The sequence below is a fragment of the Candidatus Enterococcus avicola genome (assembly GCF_047470845.1).
In the GTDB taxonomy this organism is placed as follows: Bacteria; Bacillota; Bacilli; order Lactobacillales; family Enterococcaceae; genus Enterococcus_D; species Enterococcus_D casseliflavus.
Genome location: NZ_JBLGTY010000004.1, coordinates 160769 through 177826, shown reverse-complemented (window position 1 = coordinate 177826; position 17058 = coordinate 160769). Strand labels below are relative to the sequence as shown.

The following is a 17058-nucleotide window of genomic DNA, read 5'->3' as shown; positions in this document are numbered from 1 at the left end:
ATGAGCTGCAGCAGTAAGTTTCTTTTTTTTGTTAGGTATATTAGTAAAGAAAACTTACTAACTGAATGAAGCTCATTCCTACTGACACTCAGTTGAATCACAAAATGCCAAAAAGGGAAAGAGGAGGAAATTTTTTTGATTACCAATCCGATACTAACAGGCTTTCATCCAGACCCGAGTATTTGTCGTGCAGGTGAAGATTATTACATTGCTACGTCGACCTTTGAATGGTTTCCAGGTGTGCGCATCTTCCATTCGAAGGATTTGAGGAACTGGCGCTTGATCAGTACACCAGTCAATCGTGTCAGTCAGTTGAATATGCTAGGAAACCCAGATTCTGGGGGCGTTTGGGCGCCAAACTTAAGTTACAGTGATGGTCGTTTTTGGTTGATTTATTCAGATGTCAAAACACAATCTAATAGTTGGAAAGATGTGAACAATTATTTGATCACCTGTGAAACCATTGATGGGGATTGGTCAGAACCAATTTATATGAATTCTTCTGGTTTCGATCCCTCGTTATTTCATGACGACGACGGCAAAAAATATTTTCTGAACATGGTTTGGGATTATCGCCTGACAAACCATTCCTTTTATGGGATCGCTCTCCAAGAGTTTGATTGGCAAGCCAAGAAATTGGTGGGGCAGCCCAAAATAATCTTCAAAGGAACAGAGCGCAAATTGACGGAAGCACCGGTTATGTATAAAGTGAACGGCTATTATTATTTATTGACGGCAGAAGGCGGCACTAAGTTTGAACATGCAAGTACCATCGCTCGTGGGACGCACATCGAAGGGCCTTATGAAGTTCATCCTCAAAACCCTCTGATCAGTTCCTGGGGACAGCCAGAGATCCTGCTACAAAAAGCTGGCCATGGTTCATTTGTGAAAACTCAGACCGATGAATGGTATTTTGTTCACTTAACAGGGCGAGCGCTGAAGTATCCAGAAACGCCCCTCTTAGAAAATCGCGGTTATTGCCCGCTCGGACGAGAAACAGCGATCCAGTCTGTTTATTGGGAAAATGATTGGCCGTATATCACAGGCGGAAACTTTCCAAAAGAGGAAGTCCCACAGCCACAGCTGCCTGAACATCCGTGGGAAATAGAATCAGGCTTTGATGATTTTGAAGAGGCGTCGTTGGCACCAGTGTTTCAAACCTTGCGGATTCCTTTTTCTGAGGAAATCGGTAGTTTGACCGCACGACCAGGGTACTTGCGCTTGTATGGGCGAGAGTCGTTCAATTCCTTGTTCCATCAAGCACTGGTGGCAAGAAGATGGAGCGATTTTCGTTTCGAAGCAACGACTGCCGTCGAATTTTCACCGACCTCGTTTCTACAGTTGGCAGGCATGACGAATTACTACAATACACAAAACTGGTCGGCGATCTACATCACTCATGATGAGACGAAAGGCAGAATCATCACTGTATTGGCAAGCGAAAAGGGCCAACTGAAGAGTCAAAAAGCACCAGAAGTTGTGATACCAGCCGATGTACAAACAGTCTACTTCAAAACGATCGTTAATTATGCCCACTATCAATACGCGTACTCGTTTGATCAAAAAGAGTGGCAGGTCATCGATCATCTATTTGACAGCTTGCAATTGTCTGACGACTATGTAGCAGAACATTACGGTGGATTCTTTACAGGGGCTTTTGTAGGGATGTTTGCGATCGATACGACCGGCAATCGTTTGGCGGCTGATTTTGATTCATTTGACTATCAAAAAATCGAGGAGGAAGAAAGATGAAAAATTGGAAACGGGTCTTACAAACAGCGTCAGTAGCGGGCTTAGCAGCTTTTATGCTTAGTGGCTGCGGGAATGGTTCTGGAAACAGCAGCTCAGATAATAGCGCAACGGGAAGTAGTGGCAAGGATGAACTCGTGGTTTGGACCTTTACTTCAGAATTATCAACAATGATCAATGATTACTATTTGCCGGCGCATGACGACTTGGCCTATGACATTCGGATCGTGGAGATTCCTTCTGACCAATTCGAGACCAAGCTCGATCCGATTCTCGGTTCCAAAGATGCACCAGATGTGATTGCTTTAGAATCTGCCTTTGTCAAAAAATATGTGGAATCAGGCATGATGGCAGACCTTGGTTCACTGGGGCTTGATGAAGCCGCGGCAGATACGTATCAATATGTCAAAGACGTAGGGACTTCAAAAGACGGGGTTCTTCATGCCTTGGCTTGGCAAGCTGCTCCTGGCGGTTTTTATTACCGGGCATCGATGGCAGAAGAGCTGCTAGGGATCGATGATCCAGCGGCTGCGCAAGCGGCATTGTCAGACTACGACAAGTTCTATGAGCAAGCCAAAGCAGTCAAAGAAAAAAGTGGTGGAACCACCTATATGATCTCTAGTGTCCAAGATTTGGCAAAGCCTTTTTATGGTCAACGTGAACATGGCTGGGTTGAAGACGGCAAATTAGTGATCGACGACAGTTTGTATGACTTGTTGGATGTATCACGCAAATTTGTAGAAGAAGGCCTGACACAAGATACAGAAGGACAATCAGAAGCTTGGTTTGCTGGAATGAATGGCGACAATGTATTCGGTTATAGTTTGCCGACATGGGGGCTGCACTATTGGTTAAAACCAAATGCGACAGCTGCCGATAACTCTAGCTCAACAGAAGGGGACTGGCGCATGATCCAAGGACCTTCGTCGTGGTTCTGGGGCGGCACATGGATCGGTGCTACGGCAAATTCTGAGATGCAAGAAGAAGCTGCGCAATTGGTGGCTTACTTGACCACAGATCAAGCATTTTTAAAACAATGGGCCGAAGATACCGGTGATTTTGTATCAAATGAACGAGTCGTTGAAGAAATTAAAGGCGAATATGAAGAGGAATTTTTAGGCGGTCAAAACCACTATGCAGAATTTGCCGATATGGTTCAAGACATCAACGCGAAAATTCTGACCGAGTATGATCAGACGATTGAAACCCTCTTTACGGATAGTTGTTTGACACCATATTCAAAAGGTGAAGTGGATCAGGAAACGGCGATCCAAAACTTTAAAGATGCGGTCGTCAATGCTTATCCAGATGTTCAAGTAGATTAGGTGTTGGAGAAACCGGCACCGAAGACGGGGTCGGTTTCAACCTTTTCTAGGTACTATGCGCTGCTTAAATGGCTTGTCTTTACAGGCAGAAGTTGGCAGTAGAAGAAAAAATATCAGGGGGATTACGATGCAGAATAAGAGAAGATTTGAACAGTATCATCGCTATGGGCTATTATTTATCGCACCATTTTTTCTAGCATTCTTGGTTTTTCAGCTTTATCCAATTCTCTATACGATTTACCTAAGCTTTACGGATCTAAAAGGGTGGAATCCAGCTGCCAATCTTGTCGGACTGGATAACTATTTTGCGATTTTTCGCAACCCGTTATTTTTAAAATCCATCAGCAATACCTTTATTTTGTGGGGCGTAAACTTTGTCCCTCAAATTGGCTTGGCTCTGTTGCTGGCGGCATGGTTTACCAATATCAAGTTGCGCTTGCGGGGGAAAGGCTTTTTCAAAGTCGTTTTTTACTTACCCAACATCATTACTGCCGCTTCAGTAGCAATCTTATTTTTCGTTTTGTTCAGTTTTCCGTTAGGTCCGATCAACCTAGTCTTGCAGCATTTCGGTGTTTTGGACCAGCCCTATGACTTTTTCCGTAGTGAAACGGGCACTCGGCTGATCGTTTCCTTTATCCAATTTTGGATGTGGTATGGACAGACAACGATCGTTTTAGTTTCGGGCATTTTGAGCATTGATGATGCTCTTTTTGAATCAGCAATGGTCGATGGAGCCAATGATGGTCAAATTTTCCGCAAGATCACGCTGCCTTTGTTAAAACCAATCTTGCTTTATACATTAGTGACATCCTTGATTGGCGGCTTGCAAATGTTCGACATTCCTTTTTTGCTGACAAACGGCAATCCCAACAATAGTGTCTTAACGATCACAATGTTTATCTACAACCAAGCCTTTACCGGGAGTCGGAATTTCAACGTTGCCGCAACCGCGTCGGTGCTATTATTGGTACTTTCGATCGTATTAAGCACGTTATTGTTTCAATTTTTCAAAGAAAACAGCAAAGTGGGGCGAAAATAAATGGAAAATAGCTATCGAGCAAAACGATTGTTGATCTATGTCTTTTTGGTGTTGCTGACCATCTTAAGTATTCTGCCCTTTTGGGTCGTCTTAGTCAATGCGACCCGTTCAGCAGAACAGATCCAGCAAGGGCTGTCTTTGTGGCCTGGCGGTAATCTCCAATACAACTGGTCCGTCTTAATGGGCAGAGGCTTCAATGTTTTCAATGGATTTAAAAATAGTTTCTTGATTGCGGCTGGCGCTACCGTTCTCAATGTATATTTTTCGGCATTGACAGCTTATGGCGTGATCGCCTATGAGTTTCGTGGCAAGAAAGTCCTGTTTGCTGTCATTCTTGGGCTGATCATGATTCCTCAGCAAATTAGCATGATCGGTTTTTATCAATTTATGAATCGCTTAGGGCTCTTAAATAATTTTCTGCCATTGATTTTACCAGCGATCGCATCACCTGCTACCGTTTTTTTCTTAAAGCAATACTTAGAAACGATCTATCATCCTGATTTGGCAGATTCTGCTCGTTTGGACGGAGCCGGCGAAATCAAAATTTTCCATCGCATCATGTTGCCCTTGATGAAACCGGGCTTAGCCACCATGGCGATTTTCTCGTTCGTGACCTCGTGGAATAATTTCTTGATGCCCTTGATCTTGATCAACGATACGGAAAAGTATACGTTGCCGATGCTGGTCCAATTGCTGAAAACGGATGTTTACCGTACTGAATTTGGCAGTATGTATCTAGGGATCTCATTAAGTATTATTCCTTTGCTACTGATTTACCTGTTTCTATCGAAATACATCGTGGGCGGTGTAACGGCTGGCGGAATCAAAGGATAGCGAGACCTTTTTACCAAAAGAAAACGCTGGACTGAGTCTTCAGTCCAGCATTCATTTAATGGATCACACGGGAGAGATCAAGTGCTGCAAAGCGCAAATCGTTGATATTCAAGAAATGTTTCGCCACTAAAACGTTACCGCCAAACAGCGGGGCTTGATCGCCTAATCGACTGTTTTTGATCTTCGTGTTTTTGGTGAACTGGCTGGTCAATTTTTGTTGCAGCGCCAGTAATAAATCAGGAATTTTGCGATAGACCGAGCTGTTGATATAGACTTCTTCGGGATCAGAAAAAGTGATGACATTGTTTAGCCCAATACTAAGAAACTCAACATTTTGTTGCGCCAATTCGACTGCTGATTTTTCTCCGGCATGATAGGCTTGTGCAAAGGTATCCGAATTAACGAACGCAGTTTTTGTATAGTGACTGTAGGTGTCAAACAAGACTTTGTTCGACGCATATTGCTCTAAGCAGCCTCGATTGCCGCAAGGGCACAAGTTGCCGTGAGGAAAGAGCGTAGAATGGCCAACTTCCCCCGCCATGCCGTGAGTACCGGTTTGTAGCTGCCCAGCAACGATGATTCCGACACCGATCCCACTATGGACGCTGACGCTCAGTAAATTCGTGGAATCAGAAGAAAAACAGTACTCGCCTAAAGCCGTCAGATTGGCTTCGTTTTCTATATAGACCGCCGTATTGTATTTTTGGCTCAAAGGGGCGATCAAATCAAAGTGTTCCAAGTCGTAGTAGGGGGCAAAGGTGACCGTCTGATTATGAACGATGCCGTGGATCGCCAAACAGATTCCTACTAATCCATGAGTGGTTTGCGGCATTTGCGGCCAAAACTCTTTCATCATGGAATCGATCGTCGCTAGTACATTTTCTTTGGTGATCAATTCATGGGAATGGTCGGCAGAGGCGATCATCTCGCCATTGATATAAGAGAGCATCCCTCGAACATAGTTATAGCCGATGTCAAAGGTAACAGCTAAGCTGCTACGGTGATTGAATTGCAATTGAATCGGTTTGCGACCACCGATCGAAGTGGAATCACCAATGCCGACTTCGCGCACGAAGTCCGTGTCGATCAGTTTTTTGGTTATTTGAGAAACAGACGCTTTATTGAGATGGGTCAAATTTGACACTTCCGCTCGTGACACATTTTCATTGTCAATGATCGTCTTCAATACAGCCGCTTCATTTTGTTCGCGTATGCCCATTTTATTGATAATCATGTGTTCTCCTCTTCGTAGATGTGATTAGTGTTAGTTTACCGTGCAAATTAATATTGTGCAAGCTGAAGAATAAAGAAAAGACGCAGAATGTAGGAGCAGCAGTTTGAGAAGGAAAAACCATGAAAGATTCGTTGAAAGCGCTTGACAGGAATGCGAGAATCGTTTACTATCCAATTAGTTAGTTTTGAATGCTAATTAACCGTTTGAGAGTCAATGGTTAACTGCTTCAAACAGAGGAAGGAGAGAAGAGATGGCTTATTTTTTAGGGTTGGATCTAGGAACAAGTGCGTTAAAAGGCTTAGTTTTTGATCAAACCGGGGAACTCCAAGGAACAGCAAGTGCTGACTATCCATTGTCATCCCCTAGACCGGGGTTCAGTGAGCAAGAGCCGGTGCATTGGCAAGAGGCGGCAGATAAGGTGATCAAAACCTTGATCCAGCAGCTTCCAACGCTGCAGAAGGAATTGATCGGCATCAGCTTTTCTGGGCAAATGCATAGTCTTGTTTTATTGGATGAAGAAAACCGAGTCATTCGTCCGGCAATATTATGGAATGACGTTCGAACCACCAAACAATGCCAAGCGATCATGGCATCCTTTGGAGAGGAAATAAAAGCAATCACCAAGAATGTTGCTTTGGAAGGGTTCACCTTACCAAAAATTTTATGGGTCCAAGAACACGAGCCTGAACATTGGCAACAAGTTCGTCACATGATGCTGCCAAAAGACTACTTGGCTTTTTGGCTGACTGGGAACTATTCGATGGATTATTCCGATGCAGCGGGTACGTTACTGCTGGATATCGAAAAGAAGTGCTGGTCTGAAGCCATTCTAGAAAAATTCGCAATCGCATCGGATTTACTGCCGCCGCTTTTTGAATCAGCAGCGCCTGTAGGGCAAATGCGAAAAGAGCTGCAAGAAGCCTTTGGGTTTGAACAAGAGGTGACGATCTATGCAGGTGGCGCAGACAATGCCTGTGCTGCATTAGGTTCAGGGATCATCGCCGAAGGTGTCGGCATGGTGTCGATTGGCACTAGCGGTGTGTTCTTATCCTTTGAAGAAGCGCAAGAGGTTGATTATCAAGGAGATCTACACCTTTTCCGTCATGCGATCAAAGACAAGTTGTATTCAATGGGGGTCACGTTAGCCGCTGGAAATTCCTTAAGCTGGTATCGTGATACGTTTGCCCCCAACCAATCGTTTCAGGAATTGCTTTCAGCGATCAGTGAGGTAAACCCAGGGGCAGAAGGCCTGCTGTTTACGCCTTATATCGTGGGCGAACGCACCCCGCATACCGACAGCCAAATCAGGGGTAGTTTTATCGGCATCGACACACGGCATCGCGAAAAGCATTTCAGTCGTGCCGTCTTAGAAGGGATCACCTTCTCTTTGAAAGATTCCCAAATGATCATGGAAGAACGGGCACAGCGGAAATTCACCCAGATCGTTTCTGTGGGGGGCGGTGCGAAAAATGCCGAATGGCTGCAAATGCAAGCCGATATTTTTAATGCAGAAATGCTGACTTTGTCTACTGAGCAAGGTCCAGGTATGGGAGCAGCAATGCTGGCAGCAATCGGCAGCGGCATTTATCCAGATGCAGCAGCTTGTGTTAACGCCTTTGTCAAATACGGCAAGGCCATTGCACCGATTCCTGAAAATGTCGCCAAATACCAAGAAATTTATGCGATCTACCGCACCGTCTACCAACAAACCGCACCTATCTGCCATGCATTGGCGCAAATCGAGTAGCGTAATGGCAGCAGGCAATCTACTTGATCAAAGCGAGGAATCGTTTTTGGTTCTAAATGATTGGAAACAAGTAAGTTAGTTTATTACACTAAAAAACATAAAATGGAGGCAACAACAATGACTTATTTCCCAGAGATCGAAAAAATCCGCTACGAAGGTCCTAAAACAGACAATATGTTTGCATTTCGCCACTACGATGCCGAAGAAGTTGTTTTAGGCAAGAAAATGAAAGATCATCTACGTTTTGCAATCGCCTATTGGCATACGATGACGCAAGACGGCTCTGATCCTTTCGGCGCACCTGTCAACAAACGGACGTGGATCGGTGACACCGAAATGGAAACGGCGAAAAATCGAGTAGAAGCCTTCTTCGAGATTTGCGAAAAATTAGGGGCAGAGTTCTTCTGTTTCCATGATGTTGACGTGGCACCTGCAGGAGAAACGTTAGAAGAATTTTTCCAAAACTTAGACGAAATCACCGATTTGATCAAAGAAAAAATGGAACAAACGGGAATCAAACTATTATGGAATACAGCAAATATGTTCTCACATCCTCGTTTCAATAACGGCGCTGCTTCCACCAATAATGCGGAAGTTTATGCGTATGCGGCAGCCCAAGTCAAAAAAGGCTTAGACATCTCGAAAAAATTAGGCGGCGAAAACTATGTCTTCTGGGGTGGCCGTGAAGGCTATGAAACCTTGTTGAATACAGACATGAAATTTGAACAAGACAACATCGCCCGTCTATTCAAAATGGCGATCGCTTATGGCGAAAAAATCGGTCATAAACCTCAGTTCTTATTAGAGCCGAAACCAAAAGAACCATCAAAACATCAATATGATTTTGATGCAGCGACAACGATGGCCTTCATTCAGCACTACGGCTTAGAAGGAGATTTCAAATTAAACCTAGAAGCCAATCATGCAACATTAGCTGGCCATACCTTTGAACATGAAATCGCCGTTGCCCGTAGCTATAACGCATTAGGCTCACTGGATGCCAACCAAGGAGATATGCTGTTAGGGTGGGATACGGATGAATTCCCAACCAACGTCTTTGACTCCACACTCGCTTTATACGAAGTCTTAGAAAACGGCGGCATCGCGCCGGGAGGAATCAATTTCGATTCTAAAGTCCGTCGTTCGTCATTTGAAATGGAAGATCTGTTGTTAGCCCACATCGCTGGTATGGATACGTATGCCAGAGCGTTGAAAGCAGCAGCGAAACTAAAAGAAGACCGCTTCTTAGACGAGTTGAAGGAAAAACGGTACGCCTCTTTCCAAGAAGGCATCGGAGCGAAGATCGTTGCTGATGAGGAAAGCTTAGAAACACTGACAGATTACGCATTGGCTCATGATCAAATCGAATTAGAATCCAGCCACATTGAATATGTGAAATCTCGTTTGAATGATTACCTGTTTTAATAAGAAACGACTGTCGTTCTGAGGAGCGGCAGTTTTTTCACCTAAAAATATCTTTTAGCAATTGTTACGAATCAACCAAATTATGATACGATAAAATGTAACCGATTTATTTCGGTTTAGGAAATGAAGGAGGCAACTTGATGTTTCACACAAACTTAGATCCTTTCCCAGAAAACTTCTTATGGGGGGCAGCTTCGGCGGCCTATCAAATTGAAGGAGCATGGGCAGAAGACGGCAAAGGTCCGTCGATTTGGGACACCTATGCCCAAATTCCTGGCAATACTTTTGAGGAAACCAACGGCAAAGTGGCGATCGATCATTACCATCGATACAAAGAAGATATTGCCTTGATGAAGCAAATGGGCTTGAAAGCCTATCGCTTCAGCGTGGCGTGGTCGCGAATATTGCCTGATGGCGAAGGCGCGGTCAATGAAGCGGGTGTGGCGTTTTACGAAAAGCTGGTGGACGAATTGCTTCGGCAAGGAGTAGAGCCGATTTTGACGCTGTATCACTGGGACCTTCCCCAGGCTTTGCAAGACAAATACTTAGGGTGGGAAGGCCGAGAAACAGCAGAAGCATTTGAACGGTATTGTCGGATCCTTTTTGAACGCCTAGGAAAGAAAGTCACCTATTGGGTCACCATGAATGAACAAAATGTCTTCACTTCTCTTGGGTACCGTTGGGCGGCACATCCGCCGGGCTTGAAGGACTTAAAACGGATGTATGCAGCCAATCATATCATCAACCTTGCCAATGCTAAGGCGATCAATTTGTTCCATGAGCTGGTTCCTCAGGGCAAGATCGGTCCAAGTTTTGGCTATGGCCCGATGTATCCGTTTAGCTGTGACCCAGAAGATGTGCTAGCAGCAGAAAATGGCGAAGCCTTCAATAACGCATGGTTTTTAGATGTCTATTGCAAAGGCGAATACCCGAAATTTGTGTACAAGCAATTAGCCAAAGTTGGCTTGGCTCCTGAAGTCACTCCAGAAGATCAAGCACTATTAAAACAGGCAAAACCTGATTTCTTAGGAATCAATTACTATCACGGTGGGACGGCCCAGCAAAACAATTTGCAAAAGCAGTCAGCTGAAAAGAAAGAATTTTCTAAAGTCGATCCGTATTTGATGCAAGCGGCAGCTGGTGAGTTCTCACCCGAAGAAACCATGTTTGCGACAGCAGAAAATCCTCACTTGAAAAAAACAGATTGGGGCTGGGAGATCGATCCCGTTGGTTTCCGTGTAGCCTTGCGGCGCATCCAAGCCAATTATGACTTGCCGATTTTTATTACTGAAAATGGGTTAGGCGCTATCGATCAATTGACAGAAGACAAACAGATCCATGACCCATACCGCATCACCTATTTGCAGGAACATCTGGTGGAACTGCAAAAGGCCATCACGGATGGGGTTGAGCTGATCGGCTATTGTGCTTGGTCCTTTACAGATCTACTGAGTTGGTTGAATGGATACAAAAAACGCTATGGGTTTGTTTATGTCGATCGCGACAATCAAAGCGAACGTCAGTTGGCGCGCATCCCGAAAGATAGTTTTTATTGGTATCAAGAGGTGATTCGCACCAACGGGGCAAGTTTGACAAGTGAAACATGATGTAACGAAGGAGTAGCTGAAAATGGAGGTTGGAAAATGCGTAAAGTGTTGATCGTTGACGATGAAGCATCGATCCGAAATGGGCTACCTCTGATCATCGATTGGGAACGTCTGGGGTATCAAATCGTCGGGTCGGCGGAAAACGGCGAAGCTGGCTTGGCAATGATCCGTGAATTGAAGCCAGACGTTGTGATCGCTGATATCCGTATGCCGGGAAAAAATGGTCTTGAGATGGTGCAAGCAGCATCGGAGGAAGGGCTTTTGTTTTTTGCCATTATTTTATCCGGCTACTCAGATTTTGACTATGCCAAGCAAGCTTTGCAACTGGGCGCTGTGACCTATTTGCTGAAACCAGTTGATGAAGAAGAGCTGATCGGTATTTTGACGAAAATCGATCAAAAAGCCAAGACCGATCAGCAGAAAAATCAGAAGAGTCAGTTGATGGAGAAATTGTTTGGCGGGGATCAAACGGGGATCAAAGACGCACAAGCCATCAAGCTATTGCGTCTTTCCGAGGAGGCAGATGCCCAAAAGCTGGTTGAGAAATTGCAGGAGCAAGTGGCGCAAGTCGTCACCTTGATCCATCGGCATCATCGGTATTTGGTTTTGTTAAACGAGGAGCGCTTTTCCGACGAGGCGATCGATGCGTGGTGCCGTAAAAAATTGGCTCACCAAGAAATCTTGATCTCCCGCTGGTTTGCGGCGCAAGATAACTTGAAGCCATTGATGATCGATATCCAGACATTAAGTAAATTGATTTTCTTATTTCCCAATCAAGTCATTTCTCACCATGTTTTGGATACGACGCAAGAAGCAGAAGAACGAAGCGATTTGCGTGAAGAATTAGTTAAGGCGATTTTGGCAAACGATCCGTTAGAACAGCCGTTATCCCGCTATTATCAAACCTTTTATCATTCATTGGCATTGGAAGAAGAGATCAAATGGCAAATCAATGGTGACATCGAATGGCTGCAGCATCAAATCAGTGAAAAAGTAGCCTTAGCAATCAAATGGTCGACAGACGAAGTGCATCAGCAGATTTTTCTCGCCCAGACGTTTCCAATGCTGCAAGAGGTGATCACCGCAAAACTAGCAGACTTGCAAGCAACAGTCGCCAGCAGTTTGAACCAAATCGATATCATTGCAGAATTGATCCAATACACGAAAAAGCATTATCAAGAAGATTTGACCTTGAAAAAAATCGGGGAACGTTTCAATTACAATAGTGCCTATCTAGGCAAGAAGTTTCGCAAAGAAACTGGGAAAAATTATTTGGCGTTCTTGGATGAAGTACGAATGGAAAAAGCGGTGGAAATCTTGCGTCATTCCAATCTAATGGTCTACGAAGTTGCTGAATTGGTGGGCTACAGCAATGTTGATTATTTCTACAAAAAGTTCAAACAATACCATCAGGTTTCACCGAATGAGTTTCGGAAAACATAAGAAAATTCGCTGATACATGAGCAGCTGCTTTTCAGGAAAACAGTCCATCGAATAGGCAATGAAAAGAGAAATTTGTGAAAAGAAAAAGCGGCATTACAGGTTCGCATGGCGGCAGCAAGAGACAACACGTCTTTTTTTGTCGCCATTTTTTTGAATAATCTCGTCAGAAGCTCATACAAGAAAATGCTTTAAAAAAGCTATTGACGTCGTTTTCATTTTGAAGTATAGTAAGTGCATCGGATCGTTACTGATAATGCAGGCGTGACCACAGGTATGAGATTTTCTCCATTCGTTTGTTTTGGAAAAAGATCATAGCTAGTTGGTGACGTTATTTTTTTGTTTTATTTTAGGAGGTGTTGACCATGGAAATCGTCAAAGTATTTAATAATAATGCTTCATTAGTCCTGAACGACAATCACCAAGAAGAAGTTGTGATGGGGAGTGGCATCGGCTTTGGTTTGAAGCCAGGCGACACTGTCGATCAAAAGAAAATAGAAAAGCGATTCATCATTAACGACCAAAAAAGCATTGCAGATTTGGAACAGCTGCTTAAACGGATTGAATATCGTGATCTGCAACTGGCCAGCGATATTTTAAAATTGTTTGAGGAAGCGTTTCAATGCGAAAGCAATCCTGCACTGCTAGTAGCACTTGCAGACCATATCGGTTTTGCTCTGACGAGAGCAAGAGAAGGGATGAAAATTCAAACACCCCTAGAATGGGAATTAAAGCAGGTGTACCCGAAAGAATATGAAATTGGTCTTCAAGCGGTTGAGCTGATGCAAAAGCGAACACATCTGAATATTCCGCAAGATGAGGCTGCTTTTATTACGCTGCATTTCGTGAATTTTTTAGGCGATAACAACGGAATGGAAGAAACAATGCTGATTTCCAAAGTCATGAAAGATATTTTGACGATCATCAATTATCATTATGGCAAAGAATTCAGACAAGACTCTATTTATTTTTCCCGATTCATCACTCACATTCGCTACTTTGTTAAACGACAGATGAGCAATGAGCTACCAGCTCAACCAGCGTCTAGTTTATTAGATGTGATTCAACTGAAATATCCGTTGGATTATGAGTGTGCTATGAAAATCAAGCAATTTCTGGAAAATAGGTATCAGTGGGAAATCACTGAAGATGAAGTGTTGTATTTAACCTTACATTTAAATCGATTGGCATCTTAACGGATCGTTACTGGTAAAGCAGGCGTGACCTAGAGTGAGCACTCAAACGAGTCTTTTGTTTGAGGTGTCTTCTAGATCACGCTTTTTATTATACGCAAAAGGAGAATAACTATGAAATTTGAAAACGAAAGTGCCGCGATCATTCGCTTGATCGGTGGTGAAAAAAATATCGACAGCTTGGTTCATTGTGCAACGAGATTGCGTTTTGGCTTGAAGGATGACACCAAGGCCAATAAAGGGGAACTTCAAAAACTGCCCTATGTGATGTCCGTTGTACAAAGTGGAGGACAATATCAAGTCGTAATCGGCAGCAATGTATCAGATTACTATGCGACGATCTCAGCTATGGCTGGGTTATCAGATCAAGAAACAGGTTCTTCGAAAAAAACAGGTTTTAATTTGAACGCCGTATTTGAAATTATCTCAGGTGCTTTTTCTCCTTTAATTCCTGCTCTAGCAGGTTCGGGGATGCTAAAAGCACTGCTGACGGTTTTGACCCAATTTAATTGGTTATCAGCAGAATCTTCTACTTATGTCATTTTGAGTGCCGCGAGTAATGCAATATTTTATTTTTTACCGATTTTCTTAGGGATCACGTTGTCGAAAAGATTAGGTGCCAACATGTACGTTGGCGGTGTGATTGGTGCAGCATTGTTGGAACCTCAGTTTACTGGGTTGATTGGCGTGGAAAATACAAATTTCTTAGGCATACCAGTTCAAGCCGTGGACTATGCCACAACCCTATTTCCGATTTTTGCGGCTATTTTTATTTATCAATTTGTAGATAAATTTTTGAAAAAGATTATTTATAAAGACATTCAATTGTTTGCCGTACCCATGCTTAGTTTGATGATCATGATTCCATTGACCGTTATCCTTTTTGGTCCATTCGGCACCTTTTTCGGGGATCTTTTATCAGGAAGTGTAATGTGGTTATTTGAAAAAAGCCGGATCCTTTCAGGCATCGTTTTAGGCGGCGGGATGACCTTCATGGTTATGTTTGGTTTGCACTGGGGCTTTACACCTGTAACGTTAGATAATCTGACAAGATTAGGTGGAGACCCTATTGAAGGAATGGCATTGGCCGCTGTTTTTGCTCAAATCGGGATTGCAGTTGGCTTCTTCTTACGAGCGAAAAAACATTCGAAAATGCGGGCTTTGGCAGGCCCAGTTGCCTTGACTGGCTTCTTTGCCGGCGTGACAGAGCCCATCGTCTATGGGATTATTCTTCGTTACAAAAGACTTTTGCCGATCGTAGCTATTTCCGGTGGTTTAGGCGGAGCGGTGTTAGGCGCTTTTGGTGTGACGATGAATGCGTATGTTTTCCATAATATTTTTTCCTTGCCTGTTTACAGTCCTTTGGTGGGTTATCTGATCGGAATCACCGTTTCATTGTTGTCAGGAGCTTTACTGGCTTATTTCTTCGGCGTGAAGGAAAGCGAACTAACAGAATTTGAAGCAGAGCCTGAATCAGAGGTAGAAAGTATCTTAACCAATGCAGCAACTCCGATTTATTCACCGGTAAAAGGACAAGTGATGCCTTTAGCAGAAGTGGAAGACGATGTGTTCGCCAGCGGAATCGCTGGACAAGGAATTGCGGTCATCCCCGATGAAGGAATCATTCGGGCACCTTTTGCAGGTACTGTTGTTGCTGTTTTCCCTTCTAAGCATGCGATTGGTATTAAATCTGATCAAGGGGTTGAATTATTGATCCACGTTGGATTGAATACCGTGAATCTAAATGGTGAGTTTTTTGATGTTAACGTCGAAAATGGTGCGACAATTGCACGAGGAGATCGTTTGTTGACCTTTGACCGGCAGGCGATTCTGGATAAAGGCTATCAATTATCGACACCCGTGATCGTTACAAATTGTGGACCAGATACAGTAATCGAGTACGAAACAACGGCCGGAACAATTGAAGTAGAAGGGATTCTGTTTACCGTAAACAACGAAGGATAGGAGTTTGAAAATGAAAGAAAACTTTTTATGGGGCGGTGCGATCTCCGCTCATCAAGTGGAAGGTGCTTGGCAAGAAGGCGGGAAAGGGATCAGTATTGCCGATGTGATGACAGCAGGAACGAAAGATCGGCCTCGGAAAATTACCAACACAATCTTGCCTGAGGAATATTACCCGAATCATGAAGGCATTGATTTTTACCATCGTTACCCGGAAGATATCAAACTTTTTGCGGAAATGGGTTTCAAAGCTTTGCGAATCAGTATCGCATGGACACGAATTTTTCCTTTAGGAGATGAACAACTACCGAACGAAGAAGGGCTGTATTTTTACGATCAGGTCTTTGACGAGATGCAAAAATATGGAATAGAACCTGTTGTGACGTTGTCTCATTTCGAGATGCCCTATCATTTAGTTGAAACCTATGGGGCTTGGCGCAACAGAAAGATGATCGGATTTTTTGAACGTTTTGCGCAAACTGTAATGGAACGATACAAAGAAAAAGTGCGGTATTGGCTAACATTTAACGAGATCAACAATCAGCGGATCATCGATAATCCAATTTACAGTTTTACCAATTCTGGTGTGATCTTTGACGAGGATGAGGAGAAACTAGCAGGCATGTACCAAGCTGCTCACTATCAGTTTGTTGCTTCAGCTCGTGTCGTCACAGCTGCGAAAAAAATCAATCCTGAGTTTCAAATTGGCTGCTGTTTAGCTGCCACGCCTAATTACCCGCTGACTTCTGATCCTCGTGATCAATTGTTAGCACAACAAGAAGATAATAATCAACTCTATTTCACAGATGTACATGTCCGTGGACACTACCCAAAAAGAATTCTCAATGAATGGCAGAAAAAAGGGTACACGATCGATGTGACAGAAGCCGATCTTGATGATTTGGCAAATGGCACCGTTGATTATATCGGTATTACTTATTATTTAAGCAATACAGTATCTACCCGCTCAGATGCAAACTATCTACATGATCCTTTGTTGGGCAGCAGTGTGCTAACAACGAATCCTTATGCAACGATGACGGAATGGGGCTGGACGATTGACCACATGGGATTGCGCTATATGCTGAATCTCTTGCAGGACCGTTATGAACTGCCGATTTTTATTGTGGAAAATGGCTTTGGTTTTAATGACCAAATGACAGAAACCGGCATTCATGATCCCGAACGGATTGACTATTTAGCTGAACACATCAAACAAATGATGCTTGCCATCGAGGAAGACGGCATTGATGTGATTGGGTATACAGCATGGGGCTGTATTGATCTCATCTCATTTACTACAGGTGAAATGCGAAAAAGATATGGGTTCATCTATGTAGACCGTGACAATGAAGGGAATGGTTCGCTTGATCGAATCAAGAAAGATTCTTTTGATTGGTATAAGGAAGTCATTGCTTCAAATGGAGCAATACTGAAATAAAAAAGAAGTATCCTATTGCCTATCGGAGACAGAAAAAAGCTAATTTTTATAGTAAGAAAGTC

12 protein-coding genes are annotated in these 17058 nt (G+C 43.5%); 11 read left to right on the top strand and 1 reads right to left on the bottom strand.

All coding sequences use genetic code 11. The features are described from left to right. Positions 1–135 precede the first annotated feature (135 nt). The 4 genes from ACI3E5_RS05895 (at position 136) to ACI3E5_RS05880 (ending at position 4947) form a co-directional block, all read left to right on the top strand. Positions 136–1752 carry a glycoside hydrolase family 43 protein gene (locus ACI3E5_RS05895; protein WP_498821033.1) on the top strand — a complete coding sequence of 539 codons (1617 nt, stop codon included), beginning with the start codon at positions 136–138 and terminating at the stop codon, positions 1750–1752. Beyond that, positions 1749–3074, top strand: coding sequence for an ABC transporter substrate-binding protein (locus ACI3E5_RS05890; RefSeq protein WP_005228442.1), 1326 nt, complete (start codon positions 1749–1751; stop codon positions 3072–3074). The genes ACI3E5_RS05895 and ACI3E5_RS05890 overlap by 4 nt, the downstream gene beginning before the upstream one ends. 127 nt (positions 3075–3201) lie before the next feature. Next, entirely contained in the window at positions 3202–4113 is a 912-nt protein-coding gene (locus ACI3E5_RS05885; protein WP_034858631.1) for a carbohydrate ABC transporter permease, read from the top strand. Continuing rightward, the gene (locus ACI3E5_RS05880; protein WP_005228444.1) at positions 4114–4947 is read left to right on the top strand and encodes a carbohydrate ABC transporter permease; all 834 of its coding nucleotides are present in this window, start codon (positions 4114–4116) and stop codon (positions 4945–4947) included. It begins immediately after the preceding gene. 55 nt (positions 4948–5002) lie between these two features. Here ACI3E5_RS05880 and ACI3E5_RS05875 read toward each other — a convergent pair whose 3' ends face one another. After that, complete coding sequence (locus tag ACI3E5_RS05875; RefSeq protein WP_498821030.1) at positions 5003–6181, bottom strand: ROK family protein; 1179 nt, start codon at positions 6179–6181, stop codon at positions 5003–5005. A 250-nt stretch (positions 6182–6431) separates the two neighbouring features. Between ACI3E5_RS05875 and xylB the strand changes: the two genes are divergently transcribed. From xylB to ACI3E5_RS05840, 7 genes are all read left to right on the top strand, one after another. Then, the gene (gene xylB, locus ACI3E5_RS05870; protein ID WP_167821468.1) at positions 6432–7928 is read left to right on the top strand and encodes a xylulokinase; all 1497 of its coding nucleotides are present in this window, start codon (positions 6432–6434) and stop codon (positions 7926–7928) included. Positions 7929–8045: 117 nt separating this feature from the next. Next, positions 8046–9353 carry a xylose isomerase gene (gene xylA, locus ACI3E5_RS05865; protein WP_005228447.1) on the top strand — a complete coding sequence of 436 codons (1308 nt, stop codon included), beginning with the start codon at positions 8046–8048 and terminating at the stop codon, positions 9351–9353. Between the two features lie 140 nt (positions 9354–9493). Further along, positions 9494–10960, top strand: a complete 1467-nt coding sequence (locus tag ACI3E5_RS05860) for a glycoside hydrolase family 1 protein (RefSeq protein ID WP_142968685.1) — start codon at positions 9494–9496, stop codon at positions 10958–10960. Positions 10961–10996: 36 nt separating this feature from the next. Next, the gene (locus ACI3E5_RS05855) at positions 10997–12403 is read left to right on the top strand and encodes a response regulator (protein WP_498821028.1); all 1407 of its coding nucleotides are present in this window, start codon (positions 10997–10999) and stop codon (positions 12401–12403) included. 362 nt (positions 12404–12765) lie between these two features. Continuing rightward, positions 12766–13596, top strand: a complete 831-nt coding sequence (gene licT, locus ACI3E5_RS05850) for a BglG family transcription antiterminator LicT (RefSeq protein ID WP_010749938.1) — start codon at positions 12766–12768, stop codon at positions 13594–13596. A gap of 111 nt (positions 13597–13707) precedes the next feature. Further along, the gene (locus tag ACI3E5_RS05845) at positions 13708–15558 is read left to right on the top strand and encodes a beta-glucoside-specific PTS transporter subunit IIABC (protein ID WP_016608398.1); all 1851 of its coding nucleotides are present in this window, start codon (positions 13708–13710) and stop codon (positions 15556–15558) included. A gap of 10 nt (positions 15559–15568) precedes the next feature. Then, positions 15569–16996: a 6-phospho-beta-glucosidase gene (locus ACI3E5_RS05840; protein WP_142968687.1), complete on the top strand. Its 1428-nt coding sequence runs from the start codon at positions 15569–15571 to the stop codon at positions 16994–16996. The last annotated feature ends 62 nt before the right edge of the window (positions 16997–17058 follow it).

Bases quoted from the DNA above. Each gene is read 5' to 3' on its own strand.
- ACI3E5_RS05890 (WP_005228442.1), top strand. From the start codon at position 1,749: ATGAAAAATTGGAAACGGGTCTTACAAACAGCGTCAGTAGCGGGCTTA.
- ACI3E5_RS05885 (WP_034858631.1), top strand. From the start codon at position 3,202: ATGCAGAATAAGAGAAGATTTGAACAGTATCATCGCTATGGGCTATTA.
- ACI3E5_RS05880 (WP_005228444.1), top strand. From the start codon at position 4,114: ATGGAAAATAGCTATCGAGCAAAACGATTGTTGATCTATGTCTTTTTG.
- ACI3E5_RS05875 (WP_498821030.1), bottom strand. From the start codon at position 6,181: ATGATTATCAATAAAATGGGCATACGCGAACAAAATGAAGCGGCTGTA.
- xylB (WP_167821468.1), top strand. From the start codon at position 6,432: ATGGCTTATTTTTTAGGGTTGGATCTAGGAACAAGTGCGTTAAAAGGC.
- xylA (WP_005228447.1), top strand. From the start codon at position 8,046: ATGACTTATTTCCCAGAGATCGAAAAAATCCGCTACGAAGGTCCTAAA.
- ACI3E5_RS05860 (WP_142968685.1), top strand. From the start codon at position 9,494: ATGTTTCACACAAACTTAGATCCTTTCCCAGAAAACTTCTTATGGGGG.
- ACI3E5_RS05855 (WP_498821028.1), top strand. From the start codon at position 10,997: ATGCGTAAAGTGTTGATCGTTGACGATGAAGCATCGATCCGAAATGGG.
- licT (WP_010749938.1), top strand. From the start codon at position 12,766: ATGGAAATCGTCAAAGTATTTAATAATAATGCTTCATTAGTCCTGAAC.
- ACI3E5_RS05845 (WP_016608398.1), top strand. From the start codon at position 13,708: ATGAAATTTGAAAACGAAAGTGCCGCGATCATTCGCTTGATCGGTGGT.
- ACI3E5_RS05840 (WP_142968687.1), top strand. From the start codon at position 15,569: ATGAAAGAAAACTTTTTATGGGGCGGTGCGATCTCCGCTCATCAAGTG.